This window comes from Streptococcus sp. ELY_137, from assembly GCF_058314515.1.
On record NZ_JBZFUL010000012.1, the window covers coordinates 1 to 26,316 of the forward strand.

Consider the following 26,316-nt stretch of genomic DNA (forward strand, 5'->3'; position numbering starts at 1 on the left):
AGGTCGTAGGTTCAAATCCTGCTCCCGCAATACCTATGGAGGTAGGAAGGCTCGGTAGCTCAGTTGGTAGAGCAATGGATTGAAGCTCCATGTGTCGGCGGTTCGATTCCGTCTCGCGCCATTTTAGCGGGTGTAGTTTAGTGGTAAAACTACAGCCTTCCAAGCTGTTGTCGCGAGTTCGATTCTCGTCACCCGCTTTATAATGAAAATTATAAGTGCCAAACAGTTAGTTTGGGCGCATAGCTCAGCTGGTTAGAGCGCACGCCTGATAAGCGTGAGGTCGGTGGTTCGAGTCCACTTGTGCCCATGAAAGGTCCGTTGGTCAAGGGGTTAAGACACCGCCTTTTCACGGCGGTAACACGGGTTCGAATCCCGTACGGACTATTGTTGGAGAATTACTCAAGAGGCTGAAGAGGACGGTTTGCTAAATCGTTAGGTCGGGAAACTGACGCGGGGGTTCGAATCCCCCATTCTCCGTATTAGTTAAGAAAAACGAGTTATCGTGAGATATCTCGTTTTGTTTATTTTAAAAAAGAGGTTTCTTATGAAAAAAATTAGATTTTCCCGTGTAGTTACGTTTAGTGTGACAAGTGTATTAATTTTTTTAGTACTTCTTTTTTTTATCTTTCGCAATAGTTCAGTTATTAAAAAAGTAGCAACTCCTATTAATGGCGTAACTACGAAGATTGATCATTTTGTCTCTTATCCGTTTCGTTGGGCTTCATCAGCTAAGGATGAGATTGTAGAGCTCTTTAATGCCTATAGTGAAAATGAATCATTAAAAAAAGAGCTTGCCGAAATGAGAGATCAATCGTCAACAGTAGATTCTTTGACAGAAGAGAATAAAAGTTTGGCCAATGCATTGGAAATTGAAAAGGCTTTTTCCAGTTATGAAACTATTACTAGTGATGTAACAGTTCGTTCAACCTTATCTTGGTATGAGAATCTAACTGTTGGTGTCGGGAAAAATGATGGAGTTACAGATTCTATGCTAGCTGTCTCAGATGGCGGCTTGATTGGTAAGGTATCAGACGTATCACAATCGGGAACTACACTGCAGTTGATTTCTAATTCGGAAGGGACATACGAAATTCCCGTTAAATTTAGTAGCTCAGATGGTGATGTTTACGGTATATTAACGGGTTACAATTCCAAAAAGAATCTCTTGATCATAGAAGAGCTGAATGTCGATAAACCGATGAATGCTGGGGATAGTGTTACTACTAGTGGCCTAGATGGCAAAAGTATTCCTGGTATCAGTGTTGGTAAAATTTCTTCAATTAGTGATGCAAAGGAATTGAACAAGCGGAAAGTCTATGTTACTCCTACAGCGGATTTGGATAATATCAGTTATGTCACTTTGATTGGTAAATAAAATGAATTGGTTTAAAAATAAAATTTCAATATCACTTTTTGCTTTCTTACTTATGCTAATTGATGGTCACCTATCTGATATCTTTTCAACCCTAACTGGGCGTTCTATTATTTTACAGGTACATTTCTTGCTGATCTTTCTGTTTTTTGTGCAGAGATATATAAATAATGCCTACTTTTCTTATTCATTAGCTTTTATACTAGGTCTTATTTACGATAGCTATAATCTCAATTTTATTGGTGTTGCTTTCTTTATATTACCGCTTGTTGTCTATATCATTAGAAAGTGGGGAAGACACTTCGTAACGGGACTTCGCAGAGCACAAGCCTTCTTCATTTTAATTACTTTATTTGAGACTGGTTGCTATGGATTGGCTTATCTTTACCATTTAACAACTTATGATTTTTTATCTTTTGTCACTTATCAATTGGTTGTTTCTTTATTGTTAAATTCTCTGATTTTTATAATAATAGATAAAATAATGCGTAGAAACGGCTTTAAATAAACATATAACTGTAACATATACGTAACAAAAGATGGACTAGTTTCTGGTATAATATAATGGTCTTATCAATATGGGAGTAGTTTATTAACATGAAAAAACGTATTTTATCAACAGTATTGCTCAGTGGTGTTGCTCTTACAGCAGCAGCTACACATGTAAAAGCGGATGACTATGACTCAGCGATTGCTGGTCAAGATGCTGTTATCAGTAACTTAGCAGCACAATCACAAGCAGCTCAGTCACAAGCTTCATTGATCCAAGGACAACAAGCCGTACTTGAAGGTCAAAATGCTGAACTTGAGGCACAAAATTCTGCGCTTCAGACAGAATCAGCTACGCTTGCAGCTGAAATTCAAGATTTATCTGCTAAGATTGTTGCTCGTAATGCGTCTATTCAAGCACAAGCACAAAATGCTCAAAAGAATAATACAGCTTCAAGCTATATTAATACAATTCTGAATTCAAAATCAATTTCAGAAGCTATTAGCCGTATCGTTGCGGTACATGAAGTTGTATCTGCTAGCCAAAGTCAATTGGCTCAACAACAAGCAGATGAAGCTGCTCTTGCAACTAAGCAAGCTGAAAACCAGGCAGCTATGGATCAAGTTGCTGCAAACCAAGCAACTATTCAAGCTAATCAGTCTGCTTTAACTCAGCAACAAGCTCAGTTGGAAGCAGCACAAGCAGCACTTGCTACTGAAATTGCTACGGCTCAAGCTAATAAACAAGCGTTGGTATCTGCTAAATCTACCGCAGAATCACAAGCAGCAAGTGCATCGGCAGCGGCTTCAGTAGCAACATCAGAATCTGAAGTTGCAGCGGCATCTGAGGCAGCAGCACAATCTGAAGCTGTTGATCAACAAAATCAACAGCAGCCTGTTGATGAGCAATCTGCCTCAGCTGAAACTTCTGCATCTGAAGCAGCTGTAGAAGCACCAACTACTGAAAATTCAGAAGCTCCAGCTCAAGAACAAGAGGCTCAGCCAGCTCCTGAACAATCACAAACAGAAGAAGTTGCTGCAGCTCCTGCTCAAGAAGAAGCTCCGGCTGCACCTGAGGCTCAACCAGCCCCTGAAGCTCAGCCAGCTCCAGCCCCTGCTCAGGTTGATAATACTAACACTTACCCAGCTGGACAATGTACTTGGGGTGTTAAATCGTTGGCTTCATGGGTTGGTAATTATTGGGGTAATGCTAACCAATGGGGTGCAAGCGCTGTATCAGCAGGACACACGACTGGTTCTACACCACAAGTTGGTTCCGTCATTGTATGGCCTAACGATGGTGGTGGCTATGGTCACGTTGCTTATGTTACATCTGTTAATGGTTCTACTATTACTGTTAATGAATCAAACTATGCAGGTAACCAGTCTATTGGTGATTACCGTGGAAGCTTTGATGTTAACTCATCTGGTTCTCACTACTTTATCTATCAGTAAGAATATCGAAATGGGAAACGTTGAAAAAGCGTTTTCCTTTTTTATATCTTTGTATTTTATCGACATTGAAAATTTAGATGAAAAACGTTAAAATATTAGTGGATTAAATTTTGGAGGACGTCATGTCATTTAACAATTTGAAGCTTTTTGCCCTATCGTCTAATCAGGAATTAGCTGAGAAAGTCGCTGATTCTATTGGTATTTCACTTGGTCAGGCCACTGTCCGTCAGTTTTCTGATGGTGAAATACAGGTAAATATTGAGGAATCTATTCGTGGTCACCATGTATTTATTCTTCAATCAACAAGTTCACCAGTCAATACAAATTTAATGGAAATTCTCATAATGGTTGATGCACTTAAAAGGGCTAGTGCTGAAACTGTTAGCGTTGTGATGCCTTATTATGGATATGCACGTCAAGACCGAAAGGCACGTTCGCGTGAGCCTATTACATCTAAGTTGGTTGCTAACATGCTTGAGGTAGCTGGTGTTGACAGACTGTTGACAGTTGATCTGCATGCAGCGCAAATTCAGGGCTTCTTTGATATCCCAGTGGATCATTTGATGGGGGCTCCTTTGATTGCTGATTACTTTATCCGTCAGGGATTGGTGGGTAACGATGTCGTTGTTGTTAGTCCTGACCATGGAGGGGTGACGCGTGCGCGTAAATTAGCTCAATGCCTCCATACTCCAATTGCTATTATTGATAAACGTCGCAGTGTTGATAAAATGAATACCAGTGAGGTTATGAATATCATTGGTAATGTCAAAGGAAAGACTTGTATTTTGATTGATGACATGATTGATACGGCTGGGACAATTTGTCATGCAGCTGATGCTTTGGCTGAAGCAGGTGCAACTGAAGTTTATGCTTCTTGTACGCACCCTGTTTTATCTGGACCAGCCCTAGATAATATTGAGGGATCCGCAATTAAAAAGTTGGTCGTTTTAGATACGATTTATCTGCCTAGTGAGCGTCTAATTGACAAAATTGAGCAAATTTCAATTGCAGATTTGATTGGTGAAGCTATTGTACGTATCCATGAAAAGCGGCCGCTTTCCCCGCTATTTGAACTTGAAATTTCTAAATAAATATAGGAGGTCCGAACTTCGGACCTCTTTTAGTAAGGCTGAAAATTCTTTAGTTTTGCTGTATAATAGAATTACTTATTTACTAAGGAGTGGATTTATGGATTTAGCAAAGCGTTTCAATAAAAACTTGGAAAAAATAGAAGTTTCTTTAATTCGTCAATTTGATCAATCAATATCATCGGTTCCGGGGATTTTAAAAATGACACTGGGAGAGCCTGACTTTACGACACCAGATCATGTTAAGGAAGCAGCTAAGGCGGCCATTGACGCTAATCAAAGTCACTATACTGGTATGGCGGGTTTACCTGAACTGCGACAAGCTGCTTCTAACTTTGTGAGAGAAAAATATCGTTTGAACTATGATCCAGATTCTGAAATTTTAGTCACTATCGGTGCTACAGAGGCTCTATCTGCTACTCTGACTGCTATTCTGGAGCCTGGTGATGCTGTTTTGCTGCCAGCTCCTGCTTATCCAGGTTATGAGCCTATTGTTAATCTTGTTGGAGCTGAAATTGTTGAAATTGATACAACTGATAATGATTTTGTTTTGACACCTGAGCAATTGGAAAAGGCTATTCTGGAGCAGGGTGACAGATTGAAGGTTGTACTTCTAAATTATCCCACCAATCCTACAGGTGTAACTTATTCACGTGAGCAAATTAAGGCTTTTGCGGATGTTTTGAAAAAATATGATGTATTTGTGGTTAGTGATGAAGTTTATTCGGAATTAACTTATACTGATGAGGGACATGTTTCCATTGGGGAGTATCTACCAGATCAAGCCATTATTATCAATGGTCTATCTAAATCCCATGCGATGACAGGGTGGAGGATTGGCTTTATCTTTGCCCCTGTGATGTTTACACGACAGCTGATTAAAAGCCATCAATATTTGGTTACAGCTGCAACGACCAATGCTCAGTTTGCTGCTATTGAGGCTTTGACAGTTGGAAAAGATGATGCTCTTTCTATGAAGAGTGAGTATATTAAGCGTCGGGACTATATCATTGAAAAAATGGAAGAGATGAATTTTAAAATTATTAAGCCAACAGGGGCCTTCTATATTTTTGCTAAAATTCCAGTGGTAGAAGGGCAAGATTCCTTCCAATTTTTAAAAGATTTTGCTCACCAGAAGGCAGTTGCAATGATTCCAGGGGTTGCCTTTGGCCAATATGGAGAGGGGTATTTACGCATCTCTTACGCGGCTAGTATGGAGACGATACAAGAGGCGATGAAACGTTTGAAAGAATATATGGAGCAGTATGCAGACTAAGGAATCGCGAGGAATTGTTCTTTTTAATCGCAATTATCGAGAGGATGATAAGCTAGTCAAAATTTTTACAGAAACTTCAGGAAAGCGAATGTTTTTCGTGAAACATGTTAGTCGGTCTAAGCTTGTGTCTGCCATCCAGCCGTTAACTTTAGCGGATTTCCTAATGAAAATTAATGATAATGGTTTGTCTTACATTGATGATTATAAGGAAATGACAACTTTTAAGCATATTAATGAGGATATTTTTACTTTATCTTATGCTAGTTACGTACTTGCTTTGGCAGATGCTGCGGTTGCTGATGGTGTTTATGATTCTCAGCTTTTTGATTTTTTAGTAAAAACTCTAGAGTTAATGGAGCAAGGGCTTGATTATGAAATATTGACGAATATTTTTGAACTACAGCTACTCGATCGTTTTGGTGTACGTTTAAATTTTCATGAGTGTGTTTTTTGTCATCGCGTAGGGCAACGATTTGATTTTTCTCATAAATATTCAGGTCTTTTATGCCCAGAACATTATGAAAAGGATATGAGACGTAGTCATTTAGATCCTAATGTTCTCTACTTATTAGGTAGATTTCAAATTATTTCCTTTGAGGAATTACAGACGATTTCAGTGAAGCCAGAGATGAAGCATAAGATTCGACTTTTCTTAGATGATCTCTATGATACTTATGTTGGTATTCATCTTAAATCGAAAAGATTTATTGATGATTTGGCTAGCTGGGGGGATATTATGAAATAGCGGAAGGTCTGTGACATTGTCCAGTCCTTTTATAGTGTAGATAATCTACTACTGTAGTGAATTGCTTCTTTGTTTTTGGAAAGATTAATCCTGTGCTTTGCCCGCTAAAATCTTATTTATTTTATAATAGGAGTTATTACTAACTGGTGATGAAAATACAGCTGGTTTATGCTATAATACTGACACTGAGTTAGGCTTAAAGAGAGGAATAATTGATGAAAACAATTGCTGTAGATGCAATGGGTGGTGATAAAGCTCCCCAGGCGATTATTGAAGGTGTTAATCAAGCATTGGAGGAGTTTAATGATATTCAGATTAAACTTTATGGGGATGAAACAAAAATAAAAGAGTATTTAGAGGCAGATGAGCGAGTTGAGATTATCCACACGGATGAAAAAATTAATTCAGATGATGAACCGGTAAAGGCGATTCGAAAGAAGAAACAAGCCTCAATGGTACTAGGAGCTCAAGCTGTTAAAGATGGTCAAGCTGAAGCGGTAATTTCCGCTGGGAATACGGGGGCCTTATTAGCAGCTGGCCTCTTTGTGGTTGGCCGTATTAAAGGAATTGATCGTCCAGCTCTTATGTCTACCTTGCCGACGATCGATGGTGGCAACTTTGATATGTTAGATTTGGGAGCTAATGCTGAAAATACGCCTCACCATCTTCATCAATATGCAATTTTAGGTTCTTACTATGCGGAAGCTGTACGTGGAGTAAAAAATCCGCGTGTTGGCCTTTTAAATAACGGGACAGAAGAAACTAAGGGGGATCCCCTTCGTAAAGAGGTATTTGAACTTTTATCCAAGGAATCTGCGATTAACTTTGTTGGGAATGTAGAGGCGCGTGAGCTGCTTAACGGTGTAGTAGATGTTGTTGTAGCAGATGGTTTTACGGGTAATGCGGTTTTGAAAACCATTGAAGGTACTGGTCTTTCTATTCTTAGTGCCTTGAAGACAGCTATCAAAACTGGCGGTGTTAAGGCTAAGCTTGGTGCTTATTTCATGAAAGACAGTCTCTATAGCCTGCGCAGTATCATGGATTATTCATCGGCTGGTGGTGCTGTGCTCATTGGGCTACAGGCTCCTGTGGTGAAGTGCCATGGTTCTAGTGATGCTAAATCGGTTTATTATACGATTAGACAGGTCAGAACTATGCTAGAGCATCAGGTTGTTGAAGAGATTGTAGAGGAATTTTCCGAATAGAAAGGGATAGCGATGACACGATCAGAGATATTTGCCAAAATTAGCCAGATGATTAAGGAACAGATGCATTTAGAAAGTTTGGAAGTTACAGAAGAGACCTCATTTAAAGATGAGCTTGGTGTGGATTCTATTGATTTGATGGAATTTGTAGTAAACTTAGAGGATGAGTTTGCTATTGAAATTCCTGACGATGATATTGAGGACATGACGACACTTGGCAATATGTTGGATTATTTAGCAACTAAGGTAGGGGAGTAAAGGCAAACTCGAAAGGGTTTGTTTTTTTTATACTAGTTTCCCTTCTAAACAACGGCTTTCAAAAAATTAGGGAATTTATGATTAAAGAAAATCGAAATTTTTAGGGTTATTTTCTACTTCCCAGTTATAAGTACAGTACCTATCGTTTTGATTTTTAAATAGCATTAATTTTTAAATTGTTAGGGGATGACATCGATGTCTCTAGTTTTTTAAGCTGGCTTACTCTATAATAAAATCGTAGCAATGAAGAAGCGAAGTTGCTACTGATTTCAAAATTAATTGTGGAAGAAAGGAAAATATTATGTTTAACGAAAAGAATAATTCAAAAGAATTGACCGATCAAGAGTTTGCAGTAGTTCAAGGTGGTGGGTGGCTTAATGCCTTTAGGAAAGCTATTGATATTGTTAACCAGAGTGTTATTGTTTATTAGAAAAAATTAATTTTAGAGAAAGGATAGAGCTAAGGAAATTTTGTTAAGATGATAGCTTGAAACTTTGTAGCATTCACAAAGGTCGGGTGATTCAGTTGAATAACTAACTTTTCTAAGTTCCGGATTTTTATGATGAAAAATAGGTCGTATTAGTGCTTTATTATTAGCAGTATTATTAGTGGGATTATTAATATCAAAATTAATTTTAGGACAGGTAACATATCCAGCAGCTTTAATTGTTGTTGTTTTAGTCATAATAGGTTTGGGAAAAAGAGCCTTAGCCAACTCTAAATCTTAAAAGTTTCTTTGTTTTTAGGTTTACGAGAAGTTTTTGCTGCTTAAGTTAATTTTACTGGAGAGAGAATCACTTTATTATTTTAGTGCGAATTATAATTTTTCACAAAAGGGTGATATTAATGTTATTGTTGAATTTAGAAACCTGAGGCTGGACAAAAACTCGTCCAGTCTTCCTGTTTTGTAATGAACCACTGCTGGCTGGTTTTCCTTTTGCCACAAGACCAAAGCGGAAAAACAAATGTGATGAACGCTGTTCATCTTATTTCCAATCTCCAAAGGTCCCCCGGACCTTTGGAGCTACGCGGGGGTGGGTTAAAAAGGTCTGGGAGGCCTTTTTAATCGGGAAATAAAGCTTGCAAAGCAAGTGTCAAAAACGGTCTGGGGAGAGACCGTTTCAGGTCACCACTTTAAAAGTAGGGAGTGGTGAGAACCAAAATTTTCAATTTTTGGGTTGATCCCACTCCCTATATGCCACAACAATCGTATGTTTTTACAGGAACCATTTTAGAAAATCTATTGCTGGGGGTCTCTGGTGAAGTTGATGAGAAGTGTCTGATGGAAGCTTGTGCGGTAGCCGAAATCTTGGAAGATATTCAAGCTATGTCATTAGGTTTTCAATCCCAAGTCTCTGAGGATGGCGGTCTACCAGGTGGACAAAAACAACGTTTGGTAAATTGCACGGGCCTTGCTTTCAGACCAGCCTATTTTAGTGTTTGATGAAGCTACTAGTGGACTTGATGGAGATACGGAGGAAAAGGTTATTAAGAATCTGACTCAAATCGGCCGTACGATGGTCTTTGTTGCCCACCGAGGTAGTGTTTTAAATTACGCTAATCGAATTGTTAAGATTGAAGGTGGTCAAAAAGTTAGTGACCAATCTACTCAAAGATTATGGTGGCCACATCTAGATCATGTTGCGGGTTAATGTTAGTACAAAAATAAATTCTTTTTCATAGATAGTATAAGCATTCTCAATTGATCTATAGTTGAGAATGTTTTTATATTATCGTTAAATACTGGGTTATTCTGTAGCGATTACGCCTCTGTTATTAAAATGAAATCTTTTTGATATTGATTAAAAAATAAGAACAAGGTATAATGTTGAGCTGATAATTATATGTGAGGGGGCATTCTTTTGGGGATTAAAGGGAGACTCGGGCAGCGAATTCGTGAAGTAAGGCAGGAGCGGAAGTTATCGCGTGACAATGTCTGCGGTAATGGTGAGAAATTGACCGTTCGCCAGCTAGTGCGTATTGAAAGTGGTGAGTCACTTCCTTCTATAGAAAAGTTAGAATACATTGCGCGAGTGCTCAATACAACGATGTCTGATCTACTGGAAGGTGATGATATCAAGATTCCAAGTGATTACTTTGAAAAGAAGCAGCGTATTATTAAGTTTCCCACTTATGGGGATCCAGACAGAGTTCAGCAGAAGCAAAAAATGATTGAGGAAATTTATGAGCAGTATTTTGAGCTTTTGCCTGAAGATGAGTTGCTCTTTTTAGATCTATCTGAGAATATTTATAATTCACTGTTGGGGGATAGGTTACCCAATATCGAGGAGATTTATGATGATGCCTTTGAACAAGTATTGAAAAAGAAGGTTTTTCAGTTCAATGATTATCTGTATTTAGGTTATTATCTGTTAAAGATTCAAAGGGAAAAGTACTACGATGCGGAAGTTCTTCAAAAGATTAAGCGCAAGCTTCTGCGGCAAGAGCCGACTTCTGACGAGCTCTATAATGTGGAACTTTTAGCGACCTTGATGGATATTATTAGCGTCTATGCGCATCACGATGATTACAGAGATGTTTTGTCCTTAGCAGAAAAAGCTGAGGAGGTGATTGAGCGGGCTCAGCTGCATACTTATAAGGCGGGTGTTTTAGAAGCCAAGGCGAAGTATTATATCAAAGTAAAAGGGAATAAAGAAAAGGCTAGAGAATTTTATAATCAGGCCTTGGCCTTTGGGCAGGTATTGGGAGACTCAGTTATCATTGAGGATATAAAAATGGAGATGAGAAATGATGGTTTAAGCAAATAGTGACATCGATGTCACTATTTTTTTGTGCTTAAGATCAGTATAATAGTACTTGTAAGTGAAAGAAAGGAGTTAGCTACTATGAAATCATTTTTTAAATCGCTAGTAACAGCAATTATTCTTGCTTGTCTCTGTGCACGTTAGAAGTATTTAGTAAAGGTTTGCGTAATAACTAGATTTTCGGTGGAAAATCTTGAAGAGGGGAGATATCTCAGGCTTAAGAATGGAGGGCTAAATCAGTTAACGTTATCATATGGTAAATCAACTTATAAATTTAGAAGAGATTCGTTATGGTTCTCGTATAGACAAAGGGGTATTACAGGATATCCATTTAACCATTAATAGGGGTGATAAGATTGCCTTGGTTGGGAAAAGTGGTTCTGGTAAGACAACTTTAGTTAAATTGATTGCGGGTTTTATAGAACCTAAGCAAGGGAAGATATACTATGATGGAGAACTTGCTGATTCATCAAATCTACGTCATTTAACAACCTATATTTCACAGAGAACCTATATTCTCAAGGGGACGGTTTTAGATAATTTATTGTTGGGGACTGAGAGCCAGATTGGTGAAGAGGCCTTGATAGCTGCTTGTTCCGCCAGTGAAATCTTAGAAGATATTGAAGCCCTGCCACAAGGTTTCCAGACTTTTATCTCAGAGGATGTTTTGTCTGATGGTCAGAAGCAGCGCTTGGCTATTGCTAATGCCTTGCTTATTGGGCGTCCTCTCTTAATTTTTGATGTCGCTACTAGCCATCTGGATAGTGAGACTGAAGCGAGGGTCATTGAAAATTTAACTAGATTGGATCGTACGATGATCTTTGTTGCTCACAGGGGTAATACTATCAATTATGCTAATCGTATTGTCAAGATTGATAAAGGGCAAAAGGTTAGTGACCTTCCTAATTATCATGCCCGTTTTACACAGGCTGATTTGGTAGATCTCCGTTAATGGAAAATTAAAAGTGTTTTATTGAGCTGTATTCTAGGTTGAACTATTAATTTGTAAAAGGGACTGTGTCTTCCGTTACCGTGTAGGATTCAGTCCTTTTATTTTTACCTAATTTAAGAAATTAGCCTCCTTTAAAAATCTCAAATAATGAGCCCTTGTACTTATGACGCTAGCTCTGCTGGTCTTGTTTCCCTACTTCATAAGATTAGGGGGCTCTGCATCAGCGCTGCTAAATATTCACTGGACTCTAAGATGTCTACGGGGTCTTATAATCTGATTTTGTTTTTTTTGAGTATAGGGAGATTTCTTATTAATACAGTCTTTAAAATAGTTTTAGGAAAGCAAAAACAGCAAAAACCGAACGATATAAAAATGTAATCTTTTAAATGTTTGCAAAATATTGAAATCAAAAATTTTATGTGTTAAACTTTAATATAATAAAAACGAAAGGCGAACTTTCTGATGAAAAAACAGTTAATTTATAGTGGTAAGGCGAAGGACATTTTTGATACAGAAGATGAGAATTTGATCGTGTCTGTTTACAAGGACCAGGCTACTATGCTCAATGGGGCTCGAAAAGAGACCATTCAAGGTAAGGGGGGACTGAACAATCAAATCTCATCTTTTATTTTTAAAAAATTGAATCAAGCAGGAGTTGCGACTCACTTTGTTAAATCTCTATCGGAAACTGAACAATTGAATAAGAAGGTTGAGATTATCCCTTTAGAAGTGGTGTTGCGTAACTACACTGCTGGTTCCTTCGCCAAGCGTTTTGGCTTGGAAGAAGGTAATAAGCTTGAAAGTCCAATTGTGGAATTTTATTATAAGAATGATGATTTGGATGATCCTTTTATCAATGATGAGCATGTCAAGTTTTTGGGGATTGCCAACGATGAACAGATTGCTTTTTTGAAAGCTGAGACTCGCCGCATCAATCAACTCTTGACAGATTGGTTCAACCAGATTGGTTTGACACTGATTGATTTCAAATTGGAATTTGGTTTCGATCAAAATGGGGACATCATCTTAGCCGATGAATTTTCACCGGATAATTGCCGTCTTTGGGATGAAAAAGGAAATCATATGGATAAAGATGTTTTTCGCCGGGATTTAGGGAATTTGACAGATATTTATCAGTTGGTATGGACTAAGTTGCAAGAATTGGTTTAAGTGCTCACGTGATAATTTTAAGAATTGAGGTTAAGGGTAATTTTTAGTGTTATGGATAAACGTATTTTTGTAGAAAAAAAGGCTGATTTTCGGGGGAAAGCGGAAGCCCTTGTCAAAGAGTTGACACATCGTTTACAGTTGACAAGCTTGTCAAGCATCCGGTTGATTCAGGTGTACGATGTTTTTAATATTGACAAGGAATTATTAAAGTCAGCAGAGTTGCAGGTGTTTTCTGAACGCGTAACTGACTGTCTTTTAGATGAATCTGAATTAGTTGCGGCTCTTGACGATTTTGCTTTCTTTGCGATCGAGGCCTTGCCGGGGCAGTTTGATCCGCGCGCAGCAAGTGCGCAGGAAGCTCTTCTTTTGTTGGGGGGAGCTGACGATAGTGTTGTTCATACAGCCCAGCTTTACCTTATCAATAAGGATATTAAGCCAGAAGAGTTAGAAGCAGTCAAAGCTTATCTGCTAAATCCCGTTGATTCCCGCTTTAAAAATATAAGGACTGATATTCAACCACAAGATTTCTCGTTCTCTGATGAGAGAATTATGACCTTAGATTTCTTTGACAACTATACAGCAGGACAGTTTACAAGTTATAAAGCTGAACAGGGTTTAGCTATGGAAGTAGATGATTTGCTTTTTATTCAAAATTACTTTAAAAAGTTAGGCCGTGTTCCTACCGAGACAGAGCTCAAAGTTTTGGATACTTACTGGTCAGATCACTGCCGTCATACGACTTTTGAAACTGAGTTGAAATCAATAGATTTCTCAGCTTCGCAGTTCCAATCACAGTTGCAGGCAAGTTACGAAAAGTATCTGGCCATGCGCCATGAATTAGGCCGTGATCATAAACCGCAGACTCTTATGGATATGGCGACGATTTTTGGGCGGTATGAACGGGCTAATGGACGTCTTGATGATATGGAAGTGTCTGATGAAATTAATGCTTGCTCTGTCGAAATTGACGTTGATGTCAATGGTGTCAAAGAACCTTGGCTTCTGATGTTTAAGAATGAAACCCACAATCATCCAACGGAAATTGAGCCTTTTGGCGGTGCGGCAACCTGTATCGGCGGGGCAATCCGTGATCCTTTATCAGGACGTTCCTATGTTTATCAGGCCATGAGAATTTCAGGTGCTGGTGATATTACAGCTGCAATATCTGACACTCGTACCGGTAAGTTACCGCAGCAGGTCATTTCAAAAACTGCAGCTCATGGTTATTCTTCTTACGGTAATCAAATTGGTTTGGCAACAACGTATGTCAAAGAGTATTTTCACCCAGGATTTGTGGCTAAACGTATGGAGCTTGGGGCAGTTGTCGGAGCGGCACCGAAAGTTAATGTTCGGCGTGAAAAGCCTGCAGCTGGTGATGTGGTGCTTCTTCTTGGTGGAAAAACAGGGCGTGACGGAATTGGTGGTGCGACTGGTTCGTCTAAGGTTCAAACAGCTGAGTCTGTAGAAACAGCTGGGGCTGAGGTTCAAAAAGGGAATGCACTTGAGGAGCGCAAAATTCAACGGCTATTTCGTAATGGTGACGTGACGCGTCTGGTTAAAAAATCCAATGATTTTGGAGCTGGCGGTGTCTGTGTCGCAATTGGTGAACTAGCTGATGGCCTCAATATTAACCTAGATAAAGTTCCCTTGAAATATGCTGGTTTGAATGGGACCGAGATTGCTATCTCGGAGTCACAGGAGCGGATGGCTGTTGTTGTAGCTCCTGAGGATGCGGATCATTTTGTGGAGGCTTGTGCCAGAGAAAATATTGCTGCCATTGTGGTGGCAACTGTAACTGAAAAGCCAAATCTTGTTATGACTTGGAGAGGTCGCACTATTGTTGATTTAGAACGCGCTTTTTTAGATACGAATGGTGTCCGTGTACAAGTGGATGCTAAGGTTATTGACAGTTCTGTCAAGTTACCAGAAAAGCGGATAACATCAGAAAAAACTCTTGAACAAGATACAATAGCTGTTCTTTCAGAACTTAACCATACGAGTCAGAAAGGGCTGCAAACTATTTTTGATAGTTCAGTTGGGCGCTCAACTGTCAACCATCCGCTTGGTGGCCGTTATCAAATTACTCCTGCTGAAAGTTCTGTACAAAAATTACCTGTCCAAGACGGTGTGACACGAACAGCATCGGTCATGGCACAAGGCTATAACCCTTACATCGCGGAGTGGTCCCCTTACCACGGCGCAGCCTATGCGGTTATTGAAGCGACAGCACGTTTGGCAGCGACAGGAGCCAAGTGGTCACAAGCACGCTTCTCATATCAAGAATACTTTCAGCGTATGGATAAAATGGCGGAGCGTTTTGGTCAGCCAGTTGCAGCTCTTCTTGGTTCTGTTGAAGCACAGGTTCAGCTCGGTCTACCATCAATTGGTGGCAAGGATTCTATGTCTGGGACCTTTGAAGAATTAACCGTGCCCCCTACTTTGGTGGCCTTTGGTGTGACAACGGCTGATACAAATAAGGTGCTCTCCCCTGAGTTTAAAGCGGCTGGGGAAACTATTTATTATATTCCTGGACAGGCTCTCTCTGAGACGATTGATTTTTCAGGTATCAAGGGTAGTTTTGAATGCTTTTCAGAAATTCATGCCCAATATGAGCTATCATCAGCTGCAGCTGTTAAATATGGTGGCTTAATGGAAAGCTTAGCTCTTATGAGCTTTGGTAATCATATTGGAGCAAGTATCCATATTGACAAAGTTGACACTATCTTGACAGGTCAGTTAGGTGGCTTTGTTTTCACATCTTCTCAGGAAATTCCGGGCATTAAAAAGATTGGCCAAACACGTGGAGACTTTACACTGTCTGTCAATGGTGTAAATATCTCTGGTAGTAAGCTGTTAGCTGCTTTTGAAGGAAGGTTAGAAGATATTTATCCAACAATTTTTGCACAGAGTTCTGATTTTGGGGAAGTTCCAGCAGTTACAAAACCGGTGCCTGTAAGTGCATTAAAGAAAGTGAAAGAGCCACTTGTCTATATTCCTGTTTTTCCGGGGACGAATTCAGAATATGATTCCGCAAAGGCTTTTGAGCAGGCAGGGGCCAAGACCAACCTAGTTCCATTTGTTACTCTTAATGAAGTAGCTATTGAAAAATCGGTTGACACTATGGTTGACAACATTGCCAAGGCAAATATTATCTTTTTCGCCGGTGGCTTTTCAGCAGCAGATGAGCCAGATGGTTCGGCTAAGTTCATTGTCAATATCTTGCTCAATGCAAAAGTTCGCGCAGCTATTGACAACTTTATTGAAAGAGGTGGACTGATCATCGGCATCTGTAATGGATTCCAAGCTCTTGTCAAATCCGGTCTTCTGCCTTATGGTAATTTTGAAAAATCTTCTAAGACCAGTCCAACTCTCTTTTACAACGATGCTAACCAACACGTAGCTAAAATGGTTGAAACCCGTATTGCCAATACCAACTCTCCGTGGTTGTCTGGCGTTGAAGTTGGTGATATTCATACGATCCCAGTTTCACATGGGGAAGGAAAATTTGTCGTCAGTCCAGAGGAATTTAACCAGCTTCGTGACAATGGGCAAATTTGGAGCCAGTACGTTGATTTTGACGGTCAGCCAAGTATGGATTCGCGTTTCAATCCCAATGGTTCTTACTATGCTATTGAGGGTATCATCAGTGAGAACGGCCAGATTATCGGTAAGATGGGACATTCTGAACGTTTTGAGGAAGGATTGTTCCAAAATATTCCTGGGAACAAAAACCAGTATCTGTTTGAAAGTGCTGTGAAATACTTTACTGGGAAATAAGCATACAGTTTATATGCTGTACTGAACACGGCCTAAGCACTGTGTCAAAAAGGTAAAGCGCTTGGGAAATCAAGATTTCTGCCGCTTTCCCATTTTGACGGTGGCTTAATGGCCTTTGTATCGAGGTAAAAATGACATACGAAGTAAAATCTCTGAATGAAGAGTGCGGCCTGTTCGGAATTTGGAATCATCCTCAAGCCGCTCAAGTAACTTATTTTGGCTTACATAGTCTCCAGCACCGTGGGCAAGAAGGTGCTGGAATATTAACGAACGATCGAAAAATCCTAAAGCGTCATCGTGATGTTGGCTTGCTATCTGAAGTCTTCAAGAATTCAGATGATCTGGCTAAGTTAACAGGGACAGGGGCTATTGGCCATGTTCGCTATGCGACGGCTGGTGAAGCCAGTGTTGATAATATTCAGCCCTTCTACTTTCGTTTTCACGATGGTGACCTTGGTCTGGCTCACAATGGTAACTTGACCAATGCTGTTTCCTTGCGGCGTGAACTGGAAGAAAAAGGGGCCATCTTTTCGTCAACCTCTGACACTGAGATTCTAGCCCACCTCATTCGCCATAGTCAACAAACAGATTTTATGGATAAGGTGAAAGAGGCGCTGGCAACAGTTAAGGGCGGTTTTGCCTACCTGCTCATGGCTGAGGATAAGCTAATTGCAGCTCTGGATCCTAATGGTTTTCGTCCCTTGTCTATCGGTCGTATGAAAAATGGCGCTTGGGTGGTGTCTTCTGAGACATGTGCTTTTGAGGTTGTCGGTGCCCAGTGGGTTCGGGATGTTAAACCTGGTGAACTTGTGATAATCGATGATGAAGGTATTCACTACGATAGCTATACGGCAGACACTCAGCTGGCTATCTGCTCTATGGAATATGTCTACTTTGCCCGTCCGGACTCGACCATTGCTGGTGTTAATGTTCATACAGCGCGCAAAAATATGGGAAAACGCCTAGCTCAAGAGTTTCATCAGCAGGCGGATATTGTCATTGGCGTGCCTAATTCTTCTTTATCAGCAGCCATGGGCTTTGCGGAGGAATCAGGTCTGCCAAATGAGATGGGTTTGATCAAAAACCAGTACACTCAGCGTACCTTTATCCAGCCAACGCAGGAACTGCGGGAGCAAGGGGTACGCATGAAGTTGTCAGCCGTTTCCGGTGTGGTTAAGGGCAAGCGCGTGGTTATGATCGATGACTCTATTGTTCGTGGAACGACCAGTCGCCGGATTGTGCAGCTTCTTCGTGAAGCGGGGGCAGCAGAAGTGCATGTGGCTATTGCCAGCCCGCCTTTAGCCTATCCATGTTTTTATGGGATCGATATTCAAGATCGAAAAGAGCTGATTTCGGCTAATCACAGTGTCGAGGAAGTCCGTCAGATTATCGGAGCAGATAGTCTAACCTATCTGTCGAAAGAAGGTCTGATTGATTCCGTTGGCCTTGAAACCGATGCGCCCAATGGCGGTCTTTGCGTCGCCTACTTTGATGGTGATTATCCAACCCCTCTCTATGACTATGAGGAACGCTATCTGAAAAGTCTTAAAGAGAAGACGAATTTTTTCTAGGGAGAAGGGATAGTTTGAATAAACGAAGGCGAGAGATTATTGCGCAGAACGCTGTATCAGAAATTCATACCTTTTCACTAGCAGGTTTTTCGCAGAAGGTGTTGATTGAAAGGGAAAATGCCACTCTTCCTCTTGTTATGACTTTGCACGGCGGACCGGGAGGTCCGATACCTTTTTCAGTTGGCTGTAGAGGTTTGTTTCCCCAATTTACCAGTCAGTTTATCATGGTTTACTGGGATTAGCTAGGTTGCGGGATAAACAATTATCCCATTGATGAATGTTTTAAAATTAGTACTTTTATTGATATGACCAGAGACCTCATAGAAGAGGTTAAAAAGTTGTTCCCTAACAATCCACTTTATCTGTTTAGTATGTCCTGGGGTTCTGTACTCAGTGCTCTAGTGGCGAGTCAGTATCCACAACTCGTAGATGGTGTTGTCGTTTCAGGACAAGTTATTAATGCTCTTTTTCTCTGTGATGAAGTGATAAATACACTGGCGGACTCCGCTATCCCCAAAAGAAAACTTGATAGGATTCGTCAAATAACTGCTCAAACCCTTGCCACTAAAGACCTCCAATTGATTAGTTCTAGTATTAACAAATATACAGATGGTTATATCAATAAAAAAGGAAATAAAATTCCCACTTTTCCTATTATCTGGGGATTGTTGACCAGTCCTGATTATAGATTTCGTGACTTTAAGGCAATTGTCAATAATGGCTATTGGAAGAGTACTGCTCTTCCTCTCTGGCGTGAGCTCCTTCAGGTTGATTTGAGTGAAACACTTGAGTCTATAGCTATTCCTTACAGAGTTTTTCAAGGGGATACAGATATTGTGACATCAACGAAAACGATAAAAAAGTTAATTGGCCAAACGACAAATGATAACCTTCAATTAAGTATTGTCAGAAATACTGGTCATATACCAGGTGTTGATATGATGGAGAAGGTTTTAGAAAGTTTATCAAATTTGGCAAAATCCTAAGGTTGAAAGCTTAGGAGAATTGCCCATATTAAAAAGAGGAGAAAAGATGTCTGAAAACAAAAATGCTTACGCCCAATCGGGTGTTGATGTTGAGGCTGGTTATGAAGTGGTCGAACGTATCAAAAAACATGTTGCACGGACAGAGCGTCTGGGGGTCATGGGAGCTCTTGGGGGCTTCGGTGGCATGTTTGATTTGACGACAACTGGTGTTAAAGAGCCCGTCCTCATTTCAGGGACAGATGGTGTTGGAACCAAGCTTATGCTGGCTATTAAATATGATAAGCACGATACCATCGGTCAGGACTGTGTTGCCATGTGTGTCAATGATATCATTGCGGCAGGTGCTGAGCCCCTCTACTTCCTTGATTATATCGCGACTGGCAAAAATGAGCCGTCTAAATTGGAGCAGGTTGTTGCCGGTGTCGCTGAAGGCTGTGTGCAGGCTGGTGCGGCCCTTATCGGCGGGGAAACGGCTGAAATGCCTGGTATGTATGGCCAAGACGACTACGATTTAGCGGGCTTTGCGGTCGGTATTGCTGAAAAAAGTCAAATCATTAACGGCTCAAAAGTTAAGGAAGGCGATGTGCTTCTGGGTCTTGCATCTAGCGGTATTCATTCAAATGGTTATTCGCTTGTCCGCCATGTCTTTGCAGACTATACGGGTGAAGAAGTGCTGCCAGAATTAGACGGCAAAAAACTTAAGGAAGTCCTGCTTGAACCAACACGCATTTATGTCAAAGCAGCTCTGCCATTGATTAAGGAAGAGCTGGTCAATGGCATTGCCCATATCACAGGCGGTGGCTTTGTCGAGAATGTTCCTCGTATGTTTAGTGACCATTTGGCAGCTGAAATCGAAGAAGATAAGGTACCTGTTCTACCAATTTTCAAAGCTCTTGAAAAATACGGCGAGATCAAGCATGAGGAAATGTTTGAAATTTTCAATATGGGGATTGGTCTCATGTTGGCGGTAAGTCCTGAAAATGTGGATCGTGTCAAAGAACTGGTAGATGAAGTTGTCTATGAGTTAGGTCGCATTGTGGAAAAAACTGACGCTAGTGTGGTGATTAAGTAATGGGAAAAAAGATCGCAATCTTTGCTTCTGGGAATGGCTCCAATTTCCAAGTTATCGCTGAGCAATTCCCCGTTGAGTTTCTCTTCTCGGATCACCGGGATGCCTACGTGCTTGAACGGGCGCAGAACCTAAATGTTCTATCCTACGCCTTTGAACTTAAGGAATTCAGCAGTAAGGTAGACTATGAAACCTCTATCTTGGAACTCTTAGAGCAACATCAGATTGATTTGATTGTCCTCGCTGGATACATGAAAATTATAGGAACGACGCTTCTGTCGGCCTATCAGGGGCATATCATCAATATCCATCCAGCCTATCTGCCCGAATTTCCCGGTGCCCATGGTATCGAAGATGCCTGGAATGCAGGTGTTTCTGAGAGCGGTGTGACAGTTCACTGGGTGGATAGCGGTGTTGACACGGGCCAAATTATCAAACAAGTGCGCGTGCCACGCCTAGCTGATGACACCATTGAAACCTTTGAAGCTCGGATCCATGAGGCTGAGTATCAGTTGTATCCAGAGGTGCTGGAAAGTTTGGGAGTGAAGAGGAAAAAGGACATTTGGGTTCAACAGTTGAAATTTTCTCCTTTATTTGCTATTTCATTAGGAGGAAAAGAAATTTCTCATTCTAATTTTTGGGCATGGTTAATTGAGTTAAGAGTAGATGGTATAAATCCATTTGTAGAAGTGTTTATTCCCAATTTTTACTCTTCTGGTTGTACTTACGACAGTTGTACACGTGAGGAGAATAATCGCGATTTATCCATATATTATAAACAAAACGGTCAAGGAAAATGTCATATTGTTGAAAATAAGTTGAAGTCTTTTCCGACTGAAGAACAATTGTTAAAATATGAGAAAGAATTTAAGAAAAAGGGTTATGAATTTAGTTTAGGAACAATTACTGGTTTAACAAAAGTTATAGAACCAGAAAGGTGGCAGTTTTTATCCTATAAAGTTATTTCGGACAGAATTATACATATTTTAGAAAATGTAAGAGATATTACCAGTATCAATAGAGATTTCATTATGCTTTATGCTAAAGATATTTATTGTTTGAATAATTTACTTTTTGAAGAGATAGAGTCTGCTAAAGATAAATATGTTTGGAAAGCTCCTTCCTACCTGGAAGATCTTAAATTCAATGATGTTTATTTGAAGTATACCTCAAATGAATTTGCACTTGAAATTGAAAGAGAGGTAAAAAATGAATCGTTTCAATCAGGGTGGGGGTTGCCAAAAATAAATGTCTCTTTTCATAATAAGAAAGCTACTATTGATATTAAGTATTATCAAATAGTTGAAGAGAAGTATCTAGGTTTTGTTGGAATACAAATTGAAGGAAATCAATTTCGATTGCATAGCGGAGCTTATAAAGAAGACTCTAACCTAGGGAGTAAAGAAAGATTATTTAATAAGCTAATTGAGCTAGACTATTTTGAAAACTATGAAAACAAAAAAATTCGAGGGAGAGCTTCTTCTATGAGAGGAGCATATTGTAAATATGGTGAACATGTCTATCAATATTGGAATATAGACCAACTGTCTAGAAGTGAACTTATTGACTGCATTAAAGACGAACTGTCGAGAGTGATAAACGTAGTCAATGAAGGATTAGATTTTAAATAAGGAGAAAACATGACTAAACGCGCACTAATCAGTGTATCAGACAAAGCGGGCATTGTAGAGTTTGCCCAAGAACTTAAAAAACTCGGTTGGGATATTATCTCAACTGGCGGTACGAAAACAGTCCTTGATGAGGCAGGGCTTGACACGATTGCCATTGACGATGTAACAGGTTTTCCTGAAATGATGGATGGCCGTGTTAAGACACTCCATCCTAAGATCCATGGAGGTCTTTTGGCTCGCCGTGACTTGAATAGCCATTTGCAGGCTGCAAGGGATAATCATATTGAGCTCATCGACCTCGTGGTGGTCAATCTTTATCCTTTCAAGGAGACCATCCTCAAACCAGATGTTACTTATGCCGATGCTGTAGAAAATATTGATATCGGTGGTCCATCTATGCTCCGTTCGGCTGCGAAAAATCATGCTAGTGTCACGGTTGTCGTGGATCCTAGGGATTATGCAGTGGTTCTCAATGAGCTTAAAGATGCTGGGGAGACAACTTATGAAACACGACAACGCTTGGCAGCCAAGGTTTATCGTCACACAGCAGCTTATGATGCACTGATTGCCGATTATTTCACAGCGCAAGTGGGTGAAACCAAGCCTGAAAAGCTGACCCTTACCTACGACCTCAAGCAGCCTATGCGCTACGGTGAGAATCCACAGCAGGATGCGGATTTCTACCAGTCTGCGATTCCGACTGAGTATTCCATTGCTTCAGCCAAACAACTTAATGGTAAAGAGCTTTCTTTCAACAATATTCGTGACGCTGATGCGGCTATCCGCATTATTCGTGATTTTACGGATCGTCCGACTGTTGTTGCCCTCAAACACATGAACCCTTGCGGTATCGGTCAGGCTGATACGATTGAAGGCGCTTGGGACAATGCCTATGCGGCTGACTCCGTTTCTATTTTCGGTGGTATTGTTGTGCTCAACCGTGAGGTAGATGCGGCTACCGCTGAAAAAATGCACAGCATCTTTTTAGAAATCATCATTGCACCATCTTATTCAGATGAAGCGCTTGAAATTCTTACGACTAAAAAGAAAAACCTACGCATTTTGGTATTGCCTTTTGACGCTCAAGAAGCCAGCGAAGTAGAAGCAGAGTATACCGGTGTTGTCGGCGGTATGTTGGTACAAAACCAAGATGTGGTCAAGGAAAATCCAGTTGACTGGAAGGTTGTTACCAAGCGTCAGCCAGCTGACCAGGAGCAAACAGCGCTTGAATTCGCTTGGAAAGCCATCAAATACGTTAAGTCAAATGGGATTTTAGTGGCCAACGACCACATGACACTCGGCCTTGGTCCGGGTCAGACTAACCGAGTTGGAGCAGTTAAGATTGCTCTGGAACACGCAGCGGACCGTCTTGATGGGGCAGTTCTTGCCAGTGATGCTTTCTTCCCCTTTGCTGATAATGTTGAAGAAATTGCAGCTGCAGGCATCAAGGCGATTATCCAGCCAGGTGGTTCAGTGCGTGACCAAGAAGTCATTGAAGCGGCGGATAAATACGGAATGGCCATGGTTTTCACAGGAGTTCGTCATTTTAGACATTGATCTAGGCTTTCGACCATCGTTCATCTTGGGATAAATAGCCATCATCGTTACGGGGCCGTGAAGTGATGGTTTGTCTTTGCATAGATATCCGTCAGTTGCTAAAGCAGCAACGGCTATCGTTAAAACTTTAACGGAATAGGGTTCAATATTCGTTATTGCCATGGTGAGCGTACTTTTTCATACAGTGACTTACTGGTCTTCTCTTGGTGTTGATTGCTCTCTATTGTCTTGTCAAGTCAGTGGGAATTTCCTCTTTTATCTGGCTGTTCTAGCAGGCTACAAATTGCACTTCCTTTTTCACTATTTCAGTTGCTTTTGGTTTAAAGGTTATATTCTGGGTGTTGTCACTGCTATTCTTGAATTGCCCTTGGTGATTCATGTTTTTGTATTATGGACAGACAGTGACAAACCGCTGGATTTTCTTTCTCTATCTCGTGGTAGTGGTACCTCTTATTTACTTCAATGTCATTTGGTTACATGGTCTAATGCCGAAAATTGAGCAGGTATTTGAACATTATAGGGATAGTAAGCATTGAACGAATATCTAGCAAGTTGGACGCTATCTAATACTAGTTAGTGAGATATGACAAATAAGTCAAATGTTACAGCTATAATATACTTTTGTTAAGGCAAGCAGCTGAAGTGGATTTTTTAAAAATCTATGTTAGGATAGATAGCGTACTAAAAATGATTAGGCGTGTTCGCTTCTTTGGTGGCGGGCCTATCCAATAAAACTCAGTGATTAACTGGGAGGGAAGAAAGGGACTATAACATGAAATTCAATAAAAAAATGCTACTAGCCTCAACACTTGCTTTGTCTATCTTTGCAGCCACTAAAGTTCAGGCTGAAGATGTCAATGCCAATCAAAACTGGACGCCCCGTTCTGTCGAAGAAGTTAAAGCTGACTTGGCTAACCAAGGTGACACAACAACCTATACTGTTAAGCCAGGTGACACGCTCAGCACGATTGCCGAAGCTATGGAAATTGATGTTAATGTCTTGGCCAAGGTCAATGCCATTGCAGATGTCAATGTGATTTTTCCAGGCACTGTTATTACGGCCACTTATGATGCTAACCACAGTGCAACAGGTGTGACTATTCAGGCTGCCGATCAAACAGCTCCGCAAGCTTCTGTTGATTTGTCAAATAATCAGGTGACTGTTGGTGACAATACAACTTCTTTGGATGCTATTGAAACACCAGCTTCGAGTGAATTACCTGTTGCTGATAATAGCCAAGCTATGCCAGCTCCGGAGGCACCGGCATCTGAGCAAGCTCAAACTTCAGAAGTAACCAGCCAAGCACCGGTTTCATCGGAAACGGCAGATCAAGCTCAAGTAGAAACTGTTAATCCTGCCGATCAAGCAACTGATGCGGCGCAGCCAGCGACTGAACAAATTCAGGTAGATCAAACAGCTCCACAAGTCCAAGAACAAGCTAGCGATCAAGCAGCCAGCTCAGAAATGCCAGCTGCGTCATCAGAAGATAATCTCTCAGAAGTTTCAACACCAGTTTCTGAAACTCAAGCTCAATCAGAAGCTCCTGCTGACCAACAAGCCCCAGTAGCTCAGGAAGCGCAACAACCAACAGCGACTGAACAAGCTGCTCCGCAAAATGCTTCTGTTGATACAACAGGTCTTCAGCCATCTGCAGCAGCTTTCGCTAATGATGTTGCCAACCGTTACGGAGCTACTGATATCGGCGGTGTTCGTCCAGGTGACTCGGGCGACCACGGAACAGGTAATGCTGTTGATGTTATGACCTATGACAATACTCAACTCGGTCAAGAAGTTGCTGATTACGCAACTTCAAACATGGAAGCTAATAATATCTCTTACGTGATTTATCAGCAAAAATTCTATGCTCCGACTGACAATATCTACGGTCCAGCTTACACTTGGAACGACATGCCAGACCGCGGTGATGCTACAGCGAACCACTACGATCATGTCCACGTATCATTCAATAACTAATTAGTGATTTAAGATAAGAAAGCACCTAACTGCATTCATAGCTAGGTGCTTTTTTGTATACAGGTCTAAAGCCAGATTTTATTCAATGTCCAGAGGAACTCGGTGCCGAGGCGCTGGGAACAGTTTGTTAAGTTGTTCCATAATGTCAGGAGTAAGCTTGATGTCTTGGGCAGCGATAAGTTCTTTCATGTGTGTCACTTGCCCAGTTCGGGGAATTGAGATCATATTGGGCTGGGCCAAAGTGAAAGCCAGTAAAAGTTGGTAAATATTGATATTTAATGCTTGGGCAATATCAGAGAGACCTTTATCGTGGAGTAATTTTCTTTGCAAGGATCCTGCTTGGGCTAGAGGACAGTAAGCAATCGTAGAAATATGATGCTGATCTTGAAAGGGTTTCAAACAGTATTCGATACCGCGGGAGCCTAGGTGGTATAAGACTTCATTAGCTTGGCAATGACTGCCTGCCGGCAAAGCTAAGAGTTCTTGCATATCTTCTAGGTCGAAATTAGAGACTCCCCAAGCTTTGATTTTTCCTTTGCTTTTTAAACGCTCTAACTCTGATATCGTTTCAGAAAGTGGAGTTCCTCCACGCCAGTGGTAGAGGTAAAGATCTAAATAATCTGTTTGTAGGGCTTTAAGTGAAGCATCGAGACTGATCTCCATATGCTTTTTGTTAGCATTTGAGGGCAGTACTTTGGAAATTAGGTAGAGCTTATCGCGATCGAAAGGCTGAATAGCCTTACCAACCAACCTCTCGGCCTTACCGTTACCATACATTTCTGCTGTATCAATAATGGTCACTCCCTTATCTAGGGCATACTGTAAGGCGGCTAGTTCTTCTTTTTCAGCAGCAGCCTTTTCTCCTAAAAACCATGTTCCGATTCCTAGGGCAGGCTGTAGTAGTAAATCATTCATAGTAGACCTCCATAAATACTGTGGAATTTGATTGAGGACGGCTCCTGTCTTGGATGAGTT

At 40.7% G+C, this 26,316-nt stretch carries 21 protein-coding genes, 5 tRNA genes and 3 pseudogenes; 28 read left to right on the forward strand and 1 reads right to left on the reverse strand.

What is annotated here, in order from left to right:
- Nucleotides 1–48 precede the first annotated feature (48 nt).
- The 28 genes and pseudogenes from AC4HAO_RS08365 (at nucleotide 49) to AC4HAO_RS08500 (ending at nucleotide 25,341) form a co-directional block, all read left to right on the forward strand.
- Nucleotides 49–121, forward strand: a tRNA-Phe gene (locus tag AC4HAO_RS08365).
- Between the two features lie 5 nt (nucleotides 122–126).
- Nucleotides 127–197: transfer RNA gene (locus tag AC4HAO_RS08370), tRNA-Gly, on the forward strand.
- Between the two features lie 36 nt (nucleotides 198–233).
- Nucleotides 234–307: transfer RNA gene (locus AC4HAO_RS08375), tRNA-Ile, on the forward strand.
- Between the two features lie 5 nt (nucleotides 308–312).
- Nucleotides 313–384, forward strand: a tRNA-Glu gene (locus tag AC4HAO_RS08380).
- A 5-nt stretch (nucleotides 385–389) separates the two neighbouring features.
- A tRNA-Ser gene (locus tag AC4HAO_RS08385) sits at nucleotides 390–477 on the forward strand.
- 67 nt (nucleotides 478–544) lie between these two features.
- Nucleotides 545–1,375, forward strand: a complete 831-nt coding sequence (mreC, locus tag AC4HAO_RS08390) for a rod shape-determining protein MreC (protein WP_447453009.1) — start codon at nucleotides 545–547, stop codon at nucleotides 1,373–1,375.
- A 1-nt stretch (nucleotide 1,376) separates the two neighbouring features.
- Nucleotides 1,377–1,880, forward strand: coding sequence for a rod shape-determining protein MreD (gene mreD / locus AC4HAO_RS08395; RefSeq protein WP_491093657.1), 504 nt, complete (start codon nucleotides 1,377–1,379; stop codon nucleotides 1,878–1,880).
- 89 nt (nucleotides 1,881–1,969) lie between these two features.
- Nucleotides 1,970–3,316, forward strand: coding sequence for a CHAP domain-containing protein (locus tag AC4HAO_RS08400; protein WP_491093656.1), 1,347 nt, complete (start codon nucleotides 1,970–1,972; stop codon nucleotides 3,314–3,316).
- Between the two features lie 122 nt (nucleotides 3,317–3,438).
- Nucleotides 3,439–4,407 (forward strand): ribose-phosphate diphosphokinase, encoded by a 969-nt coding sequence (locus tag AC4HAO_RS08405; RefSeq protein ID WP_447453006.1) that lies wholly within the window; start codon nucleotides 3,439–3,441, stop codon nucleotides 4,405–4,407.
- A gap of 97 nt (nucleotides 4,408–4,504) precedes the next feature.
- Entirely contained in the window at nucleotides 4,505–5,680 is a 1,176-nt protein-coding gene (locus tag AC4HAO_RS08410; RefSeq protein WP_491135094.1) for a pyridoxal phosphate-dependent aminotransferase, read from the forward strand.
- Complete coding sequence (gene recO / locus AC4HAO_RS08415; protein ID WP_491093654.1) at nucleotides 5,670–6,425, forward strand: DNA repair protein RecO; 756 nt, start codon at nucleotides 5,670–5,672, stop codon at nucleotides 6,423–6,425. The genes AC4HAO_RS08410 and recO overlap by 11 nt, the downstream gene beginning before the upstream one ends.
- A 215-nt stretch (nucleotides 6,426–6,640) precedes the next feature.
- The gene (gene plsX, locus AC4HAO_RS08420) at nucleotides 6,641–7,630 is read left to right on the forward strand and encodes a phosphate acyltransferase PlsX (protein WP_491135095.1); all 990 of its coding nucleotides are present in this window, start codon (nucleotides 6,641–6,643) and stop codon (nucleotides 7,628–7,630) included.
- 12 nt (nucleotides 7,631–7,642) lie between these two features.
- Nucleotides 7,643–7,888, forward strand: coding sequence for an acyl carrier protein (gene acpP / locus AC4HAO_RS08425; protein WP_491093652.1), 246 nt, complete (start codon nucleotides 7,643–7,645; stop codon nucleotides 7,886–7,888).
- A gap of 301 nt (nucleotides 7,889–8,189) precedes the next feature.
- The gene (locus AC4HAO_RS08430; RefSeq protein ID WP_491135096.1) at nucleotides 8,190–8,318 is read left to right on the forward strand and encodes a hypothetical protein; all 129 of its coding nucleotides are present in this window, start codon (nucleotides 8,190–8,192) and stop codon (nucleotides 8,316–8,318) included.
- A 762-nt stretch (nucleotides 8,319–9,080) separates the two neighbouring features.
- Nucleotides 9,081–9,540 (forward strand): annotated as a pseudogene (locus AC4HAO_RS08435) (ATP-binding cassette domain-containing protein); the annotation flags it as partial.
- Between the two features lie 210 nt (nucleotides 9,541–9,750).
- Nucleotides 9,751–10,656, forward strand: coding sequence for a helix-turn-helix domain-containing protein (locus AC4HAO_RS08440; RefSeq protein WP_491135097.1), 906 nt, complete (start codon nucleotides 9,751–9,753; stop codon nucleotides 10,654–10,656).
- Between the two features lie 250 nt (nucleotides 10,657–10,906).
- A complete protein-coding gene (locus AC4HAO_RS08445) occupies nucleotides 10,907–11,605 on the forward strand; it encodes an ATP-binding cassette domain-containing protein (RefSeq protein WP_491135098.1) in 699 nt (232 codons plus the stop codon).
- A gap of 462 nt (nucleotides 11,606–12,067) precedes the next feature.
- Entirely contained in the window at nucleotides 12,068–12,775 is a 708-nt protein-coding gene (gene purC / locus AC4HAO_RS08450) for a phosphoribosylaminoimidazolesuccinocarboxamide synthase (RefSeq protein WP_491093647.1), read from the forward strand.
- 51 nt (nucleotides 12,776–12,826) lie between these two features.
- Nucleotides 12,827–16,552 (forward strand): phosphoribosylformylglycinamidine synthase, encoded by a 3,726-nt coding sequence (locus AC4HAO_RS08455; RefSeq protein WP_491135099.1) that lies wholly within the window; start codon nucleotides 12,827–12,829, stop codon nucleotides 16,550–16,552.
- A 131-nt stretch (nucleotides 16,553–16,683) separates the two neighbouring features.
- Nucleotides 16,684–18,123 (forward strand): amidophosphoribosyltransferase, encoded by a 1,440-nt coding sequence (purF, locus tag AC4HAO_RS08460; RefSeq protein ID WP_491135100.1) that lies wholly within the window; start codon nucleotides 16,684–16,686, stop codon nucleotides 18,121–18,123.
- A gap of 14 nt (nucleotides 18,124–18,137) precedes the next feature.
- Complete coding sequence (locus tag AC4HAO_RS08465; RefSeq protein WP_491093644.1) at nucleotides 18,138–18,365, forward strand: hypothetical protein; 228 nt, start codon at nucleotides 18,138–18,140, stop codon at nucleotides 18,363–18,365.
- 12 nt (nucleotides 18,366–18,377) lie between these two features.
- Nucleotides 18,378–19,109, forward strand: a complete 732-nt coding sequence (locus AC4HAO_RS08470) for an alpha/beta fold hydrolase (RefSeq protein WP_491093660.1) — start codon at nucleotides 18,378–18,380, stop codon at nucleotides 19,107–19,109.
- Between the two features lie 46 nt (nucleotides 19,110–19,155).
- Nucleotides 19,156–20,181: a phosphoribosylformylglycinamidine cyclo-ligase gene (gene purM, locus AC4HAO_RS08475; protein WP_491093643.1), complete on the forward strand. Its 1,026-nt coding sequence runs from the start codon at nucleotides 19,156–19,158 to the stop codon at nucleotides 20,179–20,181.
- Nucleotides 20,181–20,732 (forward strand): annotated as a pseudogene (gene purN / locus AC4HAO_RS08480) (phosphoribosylglycinamide formyltransferase); the annotation flags it as partial. The gene purM and the pseudogene purN, both read left to right, overlap by 1 nt.
- Complete coding sequence (locus tag AC4HAO_RS08485) at nucleotides 20,721–21,809, forward strand: PD-(D/E)XK nuclease family protein (RefSeq protein ID WP_491135131.1); 1,089 nt, start codon at nucleotides 20,721–20,723, stop codon at nucleotides 21,807–21,809. The pseudogene purN and the gene AC4HAO_RS08485, both read left to right, overlap by 12 nt.
- A 9-nt stretch (nucleotides 21,810–21,818) precedes the next feature.
- Nucleotides 21,819–23,366, forward strand: coding sequence for a bifunctional phosphoribosylaminoimidazolecarboxamide formyltransferase/IMP cyclohydrolase (purH, locus tag AC4HAO_RS08490; RefSeq protein ID WP_491135101.1), 1,548 nt, complete (start codon nucleotides 21,819–21,821; stop codon nucleotides 23,364–23,366).
- 197 nt (nucleotides 23,367–23,563) lie between these two features.
- Nucleotides 23,564–23,902, forward strand: a pseudogene (locus AC4HAO_RS08495) (HXXEE domain-containing protein); the annotation flags it as partial.
- A gap of 236 nt (nucleotides 23,903–24,138) precedes the next feature.
- Entirely contained in the window at nucleotides 24,139–25,341 is a 1,203-nt protein-coding gene (locus AC4HAO_RS08500) for a LysM peptidoglycan-binding domain-containing protein (protein WP_491135102.1), read from the forward strand.
- Nucleotides 25,342–25,419: 78 nt separating this feature from the next.
- Here AC4HAO_RS08500 and AC4HAO_RS08505 read toward each other — a convergent pair whose 3' ends face one another.
- Nucleotides 25,420–26,256 carry an aldo/keto reductase gene (locus AC4HAO_RS08505; protein WP_491135103.1) on the reverse strand — a complete coding sequence of 279 codons (837 nt, stop codon included), beginning with the start codon at nucleotides 26,254–26,256 and terminating at the stop codon, nucleotides 25,420–25,422.
- Nucleotides 26,257–26,316 lie beyond the last annotated feature (60 nt).